The following is a 12,454-nucleotide window of genomic DNA, read 5'->3' as shown; positions in this document are numbered from 1 at the left end:
GGCCTTTGTAGGCCCAGGCCGTTCAAGGCGCTTAGCCGGCGAGGGTGGGGTAGTCGGTATAGCCCTTCTCGCCGCCGCCATAGTAGGTGCTGCTGTCGCCGGTGTTCAGCGCCGCGCCGCTACGCAGGCGCTCGACCAGGTCGGGGTTGGCAATGTAGGGCCGGCCAAAGGCGACGATATCGGCCTGGCCGCTGGCTACGGCTTGCTCGGCCAGCGCACGGTCATAGCCGTTGTTCACCATCCAGGCGGCCTTGCCGCCGGCGCGGCGGTATTCCGCCTTGAAGGCCTCGTAGTCGAAGGGACGGCCTTCGACTTCACGCGGGCCGCCGGTGGCGCCTTCGATCACATGGATATAGGCCAGGCCCAGCGGCGCCAGCTGGTGGGCCAGGTAGGTGAACAGGCTCTGGGGATCGGCGTCGTCGATGCCATTGGCGGGGGTGACGGGCGAGAGCCGGATGCCGACCTTGCCACGGCCGACCGCGTCGATCACCGCGCGGGTGACTTCCAAGGTCAGGCGGGCGCGGTTTTCGATCGAGCCGCCGTAGTCGTCGCGGCGCGCATTGGCGCCGGTCTTCAAGAACTGGTCGAGCAGGTAGCCGTTGGCGCCGTGGATCTCGACGCCATCGAAGCCGGCGGTCTTGACCGCATTGCGGGCGGCCGCAGCAAAGCTGTGCACGATGCCGGGGATCTCCTCGGCATCCAGCGCGCGCGGCTCGGAGGTCGGCTCGAAGCGGCCTTCGCCGGTGGCCGGGTCGATCAGGTAGGTCTTTGTCTTGGCAGTGATGGCCGAGGGCGCCACGGGGGCCTGCTGGTCCGGCTGCAGCAGGCGGTGCGAGACACGGCCCACATGCCACAGCTGGCAGACGATCTTGCCGCCCTTGGCATGCACCGCGCTGGTGACCTTGCTCCAGCCATCGAGCTGGTCCTGCTCGTACAGGCCGGGCACATCGGCATAACCCTGGCCCTGGTGGCTGATGGCGGTAGCCTCGGTGATCAGCAGCCCGGCGCTGGCGCGCTGGGCATAGTAGGTGGCTGCCATCGGCTGGGGAACGGCCTTGGGCGAACGGTTGCGCGTCAACGGGGCCATCGCAATGCGGTTGGCCAGGGCCAGATCACCCACCTGCACAGGTTCAAACAGGTTATGGGTTGCGGTGCTTGTCATACAAAACTCCTGGTGGTTGTGTCACAAAATCACCCGCTTTTTGTACCACGCAGCCCCGCCCTTTGCAGGCCAGGGTTGAAGCCCGGGCGCTGTCAGCGAAGGCCTTGGATTCTTAAATACCCAACAAATCAAAGGTTTGCTGTGGGGCGGCGGGCAAGCTGGCGCAGGTGATTGGGCGCCAGCCCTGCTGCGATACAACCTAGGGTCAACCCGACAACACGTAATGGCAAAGGTTCTGCGCCATGATCGACCCGGGTCTGCTAGCTGCCGATCGCAGCCTGGTGGGCAGACCGCAGTCGTTTGTGAAAGAGAAAGCGCGCATTCATGACCAAAACATCGCTGGATAAATCGAAGATCAAGTTCTTGCTGCTCGAGGGCATCCACCCTTCTGCGCTCAAGGTGTTGCAGGCGGCAGGCTATACCCAGGTCGAGGCGCTGACCGGCGCCTTGGAGGGCGAAGAGCTCAAGCGCAAGATTGCCGACGTGCACTTTGTCGGCATCCGCTCGCGCACGCAGCTGACGGCCGATGTGTTTGCTGCGGCCAACAAGCTGGTGGCAGTGGGCTGTTTTTGCATCGGCACCAACCAGGTCGATCTGAATGCGGCGCGCGAGCGCGGTATTGCGGTGTTCAATGCGCCCTTCTCCAACACACGCTCTGTCGCGGAGCTGGTGCTGGCCGAGGCCATCTTGCTGCTGCGCGGCATCCCCGAGAAGAACGCGGTATCGCACCGGGGCGGCTGGAAGAAAAGCGCCGACAACTCCTTCGAGATCCGTGGCAAGACCTTGGGCATCGTCGGCTACGGCTCGATCGGCACGCAATTGTCGGTGCTTGCCGAAGGCCTGGGCATGAAGGTCGTGTTCCATGATGTGGTCACCAAGCTGCCGCTGGGCAATGCGCACCAGGCGGCCAACCTCAACGCGCTGCTGGCGCAGTCCGACATCGTGACCCTGCACGTTCCCGAGTTGGCCTCGACCCACAACATGATTGGCGCGGCCCAGATCGCGGCGATGAAGCCTGGCAGCATTTTGATCAATGCCTCGCGCGGCACCGTGGTGGACCTCGACGTGCTGGCCCAGGCGCTGCAAGCCAAGAAGCTGCTGGGCGCGGCCATCGACGTGTTCCCGGTCGAGCCCAAGAGCAACAAGGACGAGTTCCAGTCGCCGCTGCGCGGCATGGACAACGTGATCCTGACCCCGCACATCGGCGGCTCGACGATGGAAGCCCAGGCCAATATCGGCCTGGAAGTGGCAGAAAAGCTGGTCAAGTACAGCGACAACGGCACCACCACCTCGGCGGTCAACTTCCCCGAAGTGGCCCTGCCCGAGCACCCTGGCAAGAACCGTATCCTGCACGTGCACGAGAACCGCCCAGGCATCCTGTCGGCCATCAACCAGGTGCTGGCCGACAACGGCATCAACATCGCCGGCCAGTACCTGCGCACCGATGAAAAGGTGGGCTATGTGGTGATCGATATCGACCAGGAATCGTCGGCCCTGGCGCTGGAGAAGCTGGCCCAGATCGCCGGCACGATCCGCTGCCGCGTGCTGTTCTGATGCCGCGCCCACCGTACGGCGAACCAGCGGCGCCGATGCGGTAGATGGCTTTAGACACCGAAGAAAGAGGCTTATGCCTCTTTTTTCTTAGCTGCTGTTGGCATATCGATGCATGAAATGCGTCGTTGTGGTGGCGCACCCCGCTGCCTAGCATGAAGGCTTCAACCCGATTGCCAGACCACGAGGAGCGCCCATGAATGCCATCACCAATGTTCGCCACCTGAGCCCAGCGGCCGATGCCGCTGCAGCTACGGCCCTGCACGTCGAGCCCCTGGCGGGCCGCATCGGCGCGGTGGTGCATGGGGTGTCGCTGTCGGGTGCATTGGAACCGGCGCTGTTTGCCCAGATCAAGGCAGCGCTGCTGCAGCACCGGGTGATTTTCTTCCGGGGCCAGCAGCACCTCGATGACGCCGGCCACCAGGCCTTTGGCCGTTTGTTTGGTGAGATCGAGGCCCACCCTACCGTGCCCGCGCCCGATGGCACGGCCTTTCTGGAGCTCAACTCGCAGCACGGCGGCCGGGCCGATTCCTGGCACACCGATGTGACCTTCAAGGCGGTCTTCCCCAAGGTCTGTGTGCTGCGCGCCGTGACCTTGCCCGGCCATGGTGGCGACACCGTCTGGGCCAATACCGTGGCCGCCTATGAAGGCCTGCCCGCGCCGCTGCAGCAGCTCGCCGAGCAGCTCTGGGCCGTGCATGGCAATGACTACGACTATGCGGAGAACTTCCGCCAGAACACAGCCGCCAGCCAGACCGAGACGCAGGGCCGGGCGAGCTACCGCAAGGTCTTCACCAGCAAGACCATCGAGTCCGAGCAGCCCTTGGTGCATGTGCATGCCGAGACGGGCGAGAAGGCGCTGCTGCTGGGCCACTTTGCCAAGCGCATCAAGGGCCTGCGCAGCAACGAGTCTGCCGCCTTGCTGCAGCTCTTCCATGAGCGCATCGTGCGGCTGGAAAACACCGTGCGCTGGCACTGGCAGCCGGGCGATGTTGCCATCTGGGACAACCGCGCCACCCAGCACTACGCCATCAATGACTATGCCGATGCCCACCGCGTGATGCGGCGCGTGACGGTCACCGGCGACGTGGCGACCTCGGTCGATGGCCGCACCAGCGTCGACCTGACCGTGCGCGAGCCGGCAGCGGCCTGAGCAGCCTGAGCGGCGGCCAGGCGCACCGGCTGGGCGCAGCGCCCTCCCCAACAGCAACACACCGATCGCAGATGGCGATGGCCGCCTGCGCGCACCACAGAGAGTTTCCATGACCCGAACCACCTACCACTACGAAGGCGGCCTGCTGGTGCCGCGCCGCAAGCTGCTGGCCTCTGCGCTGGCGGCCGGCGCCGGCAGCGTGCTGGGCTTTCCGGCACTGGCGCTGGACAGCAAGCCGCTCAAGGGCGTAACGCTCAATACCTCGCTGTACAGCTCGCCGTATTCCAAGCTGCTGCGGCCCTGGATTCCCGAGTTCGAGGAGGCCACGGGCGCCAAAGTCAATTTCGACACGCCCGGCTTTCCGGTCTACAACCAGCGCGCTGACCTGGAGCTGTCCACCAAGGGGGCGGCCTTTGATGCGGTCAATGTCACCTTCATCTATTCGAGCCGCTGGATCAATTCGGGCTGGCTGACGCCGCTCGATGGCTATATCAACGACCCCAACAAGACGCCGGCGAGCTTTGACATCCGCGACTTTCTCGAAGGCGCGCTGGCGCCCGAGCGCGGCCGCGATGGCCAGCTCTACGGCATCCCCTGGCAGGCCGAGGTCACGATTGCGGCGGCCTCGCGCTTTGATGTGCTCCAGCAGTCGGGCCTGGCCTTTCCCGATACGACAGACGCCTGGCTGCAAGCGGCCAAGCTGCTCAACCGCAAGGAGCGCGCGGCCGGCTTTGTCACCGACAACCACTATGGCTGGACCTTCATCCCGTTCCTGCAGGCCTTTGGCGGCGATGTGTTCCGCAAGGCGCCCGATGACCTGTTCCCCACCTTGGACAGCCCCGAGGCGATAGCGGCGGCCGACTACTTTGCCCGCCTGCTGCGCGAGTACGGGCCCGACGGTGTGGTCTCCTACACCTCGGACCAGGCCGTGCAGTCGCTCAAGGCCGGGCGCAGCCATTTGAGCGTGCAAGGCCAGATCAACCTCTCGCAGCTGGCCGATAAGTCCAGTAGCAAGGTGGCGGCATCGGCGGCCTGGGGCCAGGTGCCCAAGGGTGTGGCCGGGCGCTTTCCGGGCACGGCCATCCATGGCTGGGGCATTCCGGTGGGCAGCAAGAACAAGGATGCCGCCTGGCAGTTCATCCGCTGGGCCACGTCCAAGGAAACCTTGCAGCGCGCCGTGGCTGCAGGTTACGGCTCGCCCACGCGGCGCTCGGACATTGACTCGGCCGCTTACCGTGAGCGCCAGCGCGTCAACGGCTATGACATCGCGTCGCTGGTGACATCGTCGGTGGAGCTGTCGGCCAAGCAAGGCCATATGAAATACCGCACCGTGGCTGCCTACCCGCAGGTGGACCAGCAGATCAACAAGGCCATTGAGCTGATCGTGACGGGCCAGCGCACGCCTGAGCAGGCGATGAAGCAGGCGCAGACCGCGTCGATTGCCGAGCTGCGCCGCGCCGGCGTCTCGGTCTGAGTGGCGAGGGAGCGCGCCCATGCCGCCCACTGCATCTCTCGCGCCGCAGGCGCTCGACACCGGACCCGCGCGCCCGCTGCCCAGCCAGGCGCGCGGCAAGCCCGCTGCGGCTGCAGCGTCGCGCAACTGGCAGCGCAACTGGCAGCGCGAATCGGCACGGGCCTATGGCCTGGGCCTGGCACCCGCACTGGTGGTGCTGGCCGCCATCACCTTGCTGCCGCTGGTCACGCTGGTGGTAGTGAGCCTCACGCCGCTGAGCCTGACCGACCCAGCAGCGACCTTCCATTTTGAGCAGCCCGCCGGCAACTATGCGCAGCTGCTGCAGGACCAGCGCTTTGTCGATTCGCTCTGGGTGCAGGCCAAGCTCTCGTCGGTCAGTGTGCTGCTGCAGCTGCTCGTCGGCCTGGGCCTGGCCTTGCTGCTGCACAGCAGCAGCCGGGTGGTCGCGGGCCTGCGCACGTTCTTTCTGATCCCGATGGTGCTGCCGCCGATTGTGGTGGCCCTGGTCTGGAAGATCATCTACACGCCCGACATCAGCCCGATGCATGCGCTGCTCGAGCAGTGGGGCTGGCCGCTGCGCTCGCTGATCGCCAACCCCGACACCGCGCTGTGGGCCATTGTGGCCGCCGATGTCTGGCAGTGGTTCCCGTTCACGATGCTGATGGTGCTGGCCCAGCTGCAGATGGTGCCGCGCGACCCGGTCGATGCCGCCCGCATCGATGGCGCCAACCGCTGGCAGGTGTTTGTCTACATCGTGCTGCCCTATCTGCAGCGCACCCTGGTGGTCTGCGCGCTGTTCCGCCTGATCGACAGCTTCAAGGCCTTTCCGCTCTTGTATGTGCTGACCAATGGCGGGCCGGGCACCGTGACCGAGGTCACCAATTTCTACGGCTTTATCCAGGCCTTCAACTTCTCGTACTGGGGCTACGGCAGCGCCATTGCGGTGGTGATGCTGGCCATCATCTTTGTGCTGAGCGCACTGGTCAGCCGCCTGGGCCGGGCCAAGGGAGATGCCCATGCACGCTGAGACCTGGCACCACGCAGCACCTGCGCTGCCCGTATGGCAACGCGCCGTGCAAGGCGCGCAGCGCCATCTGCTCAGCACCGCTGCCGTGGTGGTGCTGATGGTGGTGCTGCTGCCTTTTTTGTGGATGGTGCAGATGGCCTTTCGCCCGGCGGGCGATGCGCTGTCGCTGGATCTTGTCTTCAGCCCCACGTTGGAGGCCTTTGCGGGCCTGTGGCAGGACAACTTTGCACGCTCCTTTGGCAACAGCTTGCTGGTGAGTGTGCTGTCCACCGGGCTGTCGCTGCTCCTGGGGGTGCCCGCTGCCTATGCGCTGTCGCGCTGGCGCTTCAAGCAGCGGCGCCAGGTGGCGCTGTGGGTGCTGTGCACACGCATGGCGCCGCCCATTGCGTTCACGATTCCGTTCTTTCTGGCATTTCGCTGGCTGGGCCTGCTCGATTCCGTCTGGGGCCTGGTGCTGGTCTACCTGACCTTCAACCTGGCCATCGTGATCTGGATGATGCAGGGCTTTTTTGAGGCCATTCCCACGGCGCTCGAAGAGGCGGCCTGGATGGACGGCTGCAGCATCTGGTCGGCCTTCTGGCATGTGACCTTGCCACTGACCCGGCCGGGCCTGGTGGCCACCGCCGTGCTGTGCTTCATCTTTTCGTGGAGCGACTTTTTCTTCGCACTGATTCTGACCCGCACGCAGGCGGTGACGGCGCCGGTGGCCATCGTCAATTTTCTGCAGTACGACGGCTGGGAGTGGACCAAGATTGCAGCGGCCGGCACCCTGGTGATGCTGCCGGTGCTGCTGTTCACGGTGCTGGTGCGCAAATACCTCGTTCACGGCCTCACCGCCGGTGGCGTTAAGGACTGACATGGCTTCGATTGCATTGAGACAGCTGCGCAAGCATTTTGAGGGGCACGATGTGCTCAAGGGTATTTCGCTCGATATCGCCGAGGGCGAGTTTGTGGCGCTGGTCGGCCCATCTGGCTGCGGTAAATCCACCTTGCTGCGCATGCTCGCCGGGCTCGAAGAGGTCAGCAGCGGCCAGATCGTGCTGGGTGGCCAGCTCATCAACGATGTGCCGCCGCGCGAGCGCAATATTGCGATGGTGTTCCAGAACTATGCGCTCTACCCGCATATGACGGTGGCCGAGAACCTGGGCTTTGCGCTCAAGCTGCAGCGCCAGGCGCCCGCAGCCATTGCGCAGCGCGTGCAGCAGGTGGCCGAGATTCTGGGCCTGGAGCCGCTGCTGGCCCGCCTGCCTGCCCAGCTGTCGGGCGGCCAGCGCCAGCGTGTGGCCATGGGCCGCGCCATTGTGCGCGAGCCACTGGCCTTTTTGTTTGACGAGCCGCTGTCCAACCTGGATGCCAAGCTGCGCGTGCAGATGCGCACCGAGATCAAGGCCTTGCACCAGCGCCTGCGCACCACCACGGTCTATGTGACGCATGACCAGATCGAGGCCATGACCATGGCCGACCGCATCGTGGTGATGCGCGACGGCCTGATCGAGCAGGTGGGCACGCCGCTGGAGCTGTACGACCGGCCACGCAATGCCTTTGTCGCGCAGTTCATTGGCTCGCCCTCGATGAACCTGATTGCCGCCCGCAGCCAGCCAGCGCAGGACGGCTGGCAGCTGGTGACCGACGATGGCCTGCGCCTGCCGCTGCTGCCCGGCCTGCAGGCCCAGGGCGAGCGTGCGCTGTGGCTGGGCGTGCGGCCCGAACATGTGCAGCTGGAAGTGGCGCCCCTGAGCGGTGTCGCCACTAGCGCTGCGACCGTCGAGGTGGTGGAGCCCACCGGCGCCGAAACCCAGGTGGTCAGCCGCTTTGGCCAGCAGCCACTCATTTCGACCGTCAAGGAACGCCTGGCGCTGGCGCCCGGCCAGGCGCTGCATTGGCACACGGCGCCGCAGCACTGGCATGTGTTTGACCGGCAAAGTGGCGAGCGCCTCAACGTCGCTTAATACCAAGTACCTCATGCACAAAGGCTTCCAGTCGGGAGCCTTTGCGTTGCTGGGTGCCGGTGTTTAAGCCAGGGGGCCTGCGGTCAAGATTTCCGACAGCGCCTTGCGCGGCGAGGGCGTCTCGCGCTCGGCCAGGTCGGCGGGCAGGCTGGACTTGTCGCCGCGCTCGCCAATGGCGACCAGGCATTCGACCTGCCAGTTGTCACCGAGCTTGAGCACGGCGCGTGCAGCATCGCGCTCGATGCCGCCCATGGCGTGGGTGGCCAGGCCCATCGCATGGGCTTGCAGGGCCAGGTAGCCCCAGGCGCAACCGGTGTCAAAGCTGGGCGCGGGAGACTCGTCCTTGTTCGACAGCACCACCAACAGGGCGCCGGCATTCAGGCACCAGCGGCGGTTGAACTCGTTGGGAATGGTGGAAAACGCCTGCCAGTTGGCATCGCCGTTGATCGAATAGGCAAAGTGCCAGGGCTGCTTGTTGCTGGCCGAAGGGGCCCAGCGTGCGCCTTCCACAATGGTCTCGATGTCCTTGTGCGTCAGCGCCTTGCCCGAGAAGGCGCGGGGCGAGAAACGGTCCAGAAACTGGGGATGGATGGCATGGGTGGATTGGCGCGTCGTCATGGTCAAAAAGTGAGCAATAAGACCGCCAGCATGCCATATCTGCCGGTTTTTTGCAGGCTTAGATTTTTTGTTTATCGACCAGCTTGAAGGTGCCGGTGGCCAGGCCCAACAGGTTGCCGGCATCGTCATGCAGCTCGCCGCGCACAAAGGACAGGCTCTTGCCGCGCTTTTCGCAAACGGCCGTGCAGACCACATCGCCGCTGCCCGGCGCAATGTAATGAATGGTCAGGTCCACGGTGATGACGCCATAGCGCAACGGATCATGCGCGCGAGCGGCGCAGGACAGGCCCACATCGAGCAAGGTGGCGATGGCGCCGCCATGCATATCGCCCCGGCTGTTGGTGTATTGCTTCTGGTAGGGCATGCGCACCCGGGCGCGCTCATTGCCGATCGCCTCGCCCTTGAGCAAGAAGGCCTCGGCCATGGCCATGCCGAGGCCGAAGATCTGGTTGGCGGGCTCATCCACGGTGTAGGCGGGGATGTCGTTGGCAACAGCGGGGGATGCAGTGGTGGTCATGGGGCAGGGCGCAGCAGGTTCAAAACCTTGGATATTAGCGGCTGGGCCGCCAAGCCGCGCCGCATGGCTGACACCTGGGAGTCGCCGCCCCAGCGGCGCCCAGCTTCGTTTGCAAAGCGGCTGCCTCCACTTCTGTGCCCTCGGTTTATCATCGCTGGCTTATGCCCGTCTGGCCCCCGTCGTCCTCTCTGTCATCCCCGTATTGCCCGCGCTGCGGCGCAGCGAACTGCCGCAGCGCAGGTGCGCGCGACCGCTTTGCCTGCCTGCAGTGCGGCGCGCAGTTCCGGCTGGAGCAGCTGCAGGGCCAGTCCTTCGCGGCTGGTCAGGCCGCGCCAGGGGCGCCAAACGGGGCGCGGTTGCGCCAGCACCTGCCCTGGCTGGCGGTGGCGATGGCCATGCTGGTGTCCATCCCCTGGTGGCTGCCCCGGCTGCAACCCGGGCTCCAGCTGAAGCTGCCCACTGCCTGGCAAGACAAGGCACCGCAGCTGGCACTGGGCCGCAGTGAGGCGACGACGCTGATCGAGCGCAACGGCCAGCGCTTGCTCGTGCAGCTGTTTGAAAACCGCGAGCAGGGCGATGTGGTCTACCGCGTGCTGGTCCGTGATGCGGCCACCGGCGCCAGCCTGGGCGAGCCCCAGCGCATGGCCATGCCCTGGGCCGGCAGCTCCGGGCGGGCCGAGCTGCAGTTTTTCTCGGACGGCCAGCTCTACCTGTTTTTGCGGGAACGCGGCTTTTGGCGGCTGGATCTGGCGAGCCTGCGCTTTGTCGATCTGCTGCCCCAGCTCAGTGAGAAATTTGCCGCGCAGCTGGGCGAGGGCATCGTGGGCGTAGCGCCCAAGGGCCGCGACCGGCCCGACAGCCTGGAGGTCACCAGCCGCAGCGGCAGCAAATACCTGGTGTACTGGCTGATCGGCCAGATCTGGCCGGCGGCCGACAGCAGCAGCCTCTACGAAAAGGCCCAGGCCGGCTACCGCCAGGAGATCGCCTTCTACCGCTATGAATCGCTGCCCCGCCCGACCGGCGAGGAGAACCGCGCCGTGCTGGTGCAGTCCTGGTGGCGGCACGAGCCCGGCCAGCCCGCCTACTTTGGCTATTACGACCTGCAGCCCAGCGACAGCCGCGAGGTGCAGACATCGCCGCGCAGCTATGTGGCCATTGGCGATGGCTTCTCGACCCGCCCCTATGCCACCAAGGACCGGGGCCTGCTGCGCATCAAGGTGGTGCAGCCGGCGGTGCCGCGCTTCCATGCCGATGTGATGGCCGAGAACGCGCGCCGCCTGCTGCTGGCCTACAACCCCACGCCGCTGCGGCAGGAGGGGCGCGTGATCCAGCTGCTGGACAAGGCCAGCGAGCAGGTGGTGTGGAGCCGCACCATCGACCAGTTGCCCGCACTGGGCCAGCGCGAAGGCGGCATGTATGTCACCGGCCAGGCCGTCAGCGCCGGCTTTTTGCTGGTCAACGACATGCGCCAGCCCGCGCTGCTGATTGGCGATGACGGCGAGGTGCTGCAGGACTTTGGGGCTGCGGCCGCAGGAGCTGCGCAGTGAGCATTCCTCGGCGTTTTTATCTTCCGATGGGCCTGGGCTTTCTGTTCTTTTTTGTGCTGCCGCTGCTGGTGCCCGCGACGGTCAAGCTGCTGCAATCGGGTGCAGACAAGGCCGAGGAGCTGGGCGATGTGGCCGCCTCGGCCATCTACCAAGGGGAGGACGGCAGCCTGCGCATGCTGCGGGTGATGAAGCACAGCACCGCGCAGGACGATGTGTTTGTGCTGCTGGACAACGACCTGCAGGCCAAGCAGCTGCTGGGCGAGCCCCAGCGCATTGTGCTGCCGCGCGCCCAGCTGCGCCAGCCGGCGCGCTTGCGCAGCGAGGCCCATGGCCAGCTGTCGCTGCTGCTCAATGACCGGCACTGGTGGCTGCGCGAGCCGGCGCAGACCGCGTTTGCGCCGATGGATGCCGCGCTGCGCCAGCGCTTTGCGGCCGAGCTGGGCACAGGCGTGTCCAAATATGCGTTTGGCGAGCTGCGCGAGCCGGGCCTCTTGGATGTGACCAGCAATACCGGCGACCGCTATGCGCTGTACTGGGCCAGTGGCGAGCTCTACCCCTGGGCCGAGCGGCTGCAGCGCTGGCAGCAGCGCCCCTGGGCACAGTACCCGCAGACGGCCTCGCGCATCGACTATGCCGACTTTGACACCGACGTGGCCCAGTACGGCATGCCGATGATCTTGCTGCAGTTTGCGCAAAAAGTTAGGCCAGGCGAGTTTGAGCGCTGGCCACGGCTGAGCGTGCACTCCAGCGCCGACAAGCAGGTGCGCGCCGCCCCCAAGCTCTACCAGCCGGTCAGCGATGGTTTTGTCGTCAGCCGCCAGGCGCTGCGCGACGCGGGCATTACCCAGATTGCCGCGGTGGCCAGCGTACCGGTGCAGTTCAGCGGCGAGGTGCTGGCCCGCAATGCGGACCGTGTGCTGATGCGCTACGACGAGACCCCTACCACCGCCGCCGAGGTGGTGCTGCAGATCGTCGATGCGCACAGCCTGCAAGTGGTGTGGCGCAAGTCCACGCGCGAGATGCCGCAGTTGCTGTTTGACGGCGAGCACCTGGCGGCCCAGGCCTGGCCCGGCGGTTTTTACCTGAGCACCGGCTTGAACCTGCCAGCCCTGGTGATCGACAACGAGGGCCAGACCTTGGTCGACTTTCAGCCCCAAAAGCGCCTCGAGCAACCCAGCGAGGACTGAGGCCTAAGAACCTGTTCAAAGGCAAGCACACGCGGCCCGGGCGGCCCATTGTCAACGTGGATAGTGGACGATAAAAGTGCAGGGCCATCCGATAGTTATTGGCTGGCCTACAGCGCTGTTTTGTAAAGAAATTTTGCAAATCCACCGGCCTGTTTACGTAAAGCCAAACGAATCTCCAAAACTCCTACAGCCAGCGCCACCCTGCAGCGGCACCATGTCCTTACGGCAGGCGTTTGTCCCTGCCGCCAACCTGACACTGAAGGAGTAAA

Annotated in this window: 11 protein-coding genes; 8 read left to right on the top strand and 3 right to left on the bottom strand. The window is 65.4% G+C overall.

The genetic code is table 11. The annotated features are described in order from the left end of the window. Nucleotides 1-31 precede the first annotated feature (31 nt). Nucleotides 32-1,162 carry an alkene reductase gene (locus F0Q04_RS01210; protein ID WP_116926782.1) on the bottom strand — a complete coding sequence of 377 codons (1,131 nt, stop codon included), beginning with the start codon at nt 1,160-1,162 and terminating at the stop codon, nt 32-34. 324 nt (nt 1,163-1,486) lie between these two features. Between F0Q04_RS01210 and serA the strand changes: the two genes are divergently transcribed. The 6 genes from serA (at nt 1,487) to F0Q04_RS01180 (ending at nt 8,316) form a co-directional block, all read left to right on the top strand. Next, complete coding sequence (gene serA, locus F0Q04_RS01205) at nt 1,487-2,716, top strand: phosphoglycerate dehydrogenase (RefSeq protein ID WP_116926783.1); 1,230 nt, start codon at nt 1,487-1,489, stop codon at nt 2,714-2,716. 193 nt (nt 2,717-2,909) lie between these two features. After that, entirely contained in the window at nt 2,910-3,866 is a 957-nt protein-coding gene (locus F0Q04_RS01200; RefSeq protein ID WP_116926784.1) for a TauD/TfdA dioxygenase family protein, read from the top strand. Nucleotides 3,867-3,975: 109 nt separating this feature from the next. Beyond that, a complete protein-coding gene (locus F0Q04_RS01195; protein ID WP_232539472.1) occupies nt 3,976-5,340 on the top strand; it encodes an ABC transporter substrate-binding protein in 1,365 nt (454 codons plus the stop codon). 19 nt (nt 5,341-5,359) lie between these two features. Further along, complete coding sequence (locus tag F0Q04_RS01190) at nt 5,360-6,367, top strand: carbohydrate ABC transporter permease (protein WP_182344050.1); 1,008 nt, start codon at nt 5,360-5,362, stop codon at nt 6,365-6,367. Beyond that, on the top strand, nt 6,357-7,223 hold the full coding sequence (locus F0Q04_RS01185; RefSeq protein ID WP_232539471.1) for a carbohydrate ABC transporter permease: 867 nt from the start codon (nt 6,357-6,359) through the stop codon (nt 7,221-7,223). Before F0Q04_RS01190 ends, F0Q04_RS01185 begins: the two co-directional genes overlap by 11 nt. A gap of 1 nt (nt 7,224) precedes the next feature. Then, nucleotides 7,225-8,316 carry an ABC transporter ATP-binding protein gene (locus tag F0Q04_RS01180; protein ID WP_116926787.1) on the top strand — a complete coding sequence of 364 codons (1,092 nt, stop codon included), beginning with the start codon at nt 7,225-7,227 and terminating at the stop codon, nt 8,314-8,316. 63 nt (nt 8,317-8,379) lie between these two features. Here the strand turns inward: F0Q04_RS01180 and F0Q04_RS01175 are convergent, their stop codons facing one another. Then, entirely contained in the window at nt 8,380-8,934 is a 555-nt protein-coding gene (locus F0Q04_RS01175; RefSeq protein ID WP_182344045.1) for a nitroreductase family protein, read from the bottom strand. Nucleotides 8,935-8,992: 58 nt separating this feature from the next. Then, on the bottom strand, nt 8,993-9,451 hold the full coding sequence (locus F0Q04_RS01170) for a PaaI family thioesterase (protein ID WP_116926789.1): 459 nt from the start codon (nt 9,449-9,451) through the stop codon (nt 8,993-8,995). 161 nt (nt 9,452-9,612) lie between these two features. On the opposite strand from F0Q04_RS01170, the gene F0Q04_RS01165 reads away from it, so the two are divergent. Together F0Q04_RS01165 and F0Q04_RS01160 are read left to right on the top strand one after the other, a co-directional pair. After that, nucleotides 9,613-10,998 (top strand): hypothetical protein, encoded by a 1,386-nt coding sequence (locus F0Q04_RS01165; protein WP_133248182.1) that lies wholly within the window; start codon nt 9,613-9,615, stop codon nt 10,996-10,998. After that, a complete protein-coding gene (locus F0Q04_RS01160; RefSeq protein ID WP_133248183.1) occupies nt 10,995-12,185 on the top strand; it encodes a hypothetical protein in 1,191 nt (396 codons plus the stop codon). The genes F0Q04_RS01165 and F0Q04_RS01160 overlap by 4 nt, the downstream gene beginning before the upstream one ends. The last annotated feature ends 269 nt before the right edge of the window (nt 12,186-12,454 follow it).

The organism is Comamonas koreensis, from assembly GCF_014076495.1.
Lineage (GTDB): Bacteria > Pseudomonadota > Gammaproteobacteria > Burkholderiales > Burkholderiaceae_C > Comamonas > Comamonas squillarum.
Note: the sequence above shows the minus strand (reverse complement) of the source record. Positions and strands in the feature narration are given on the sequence as shown.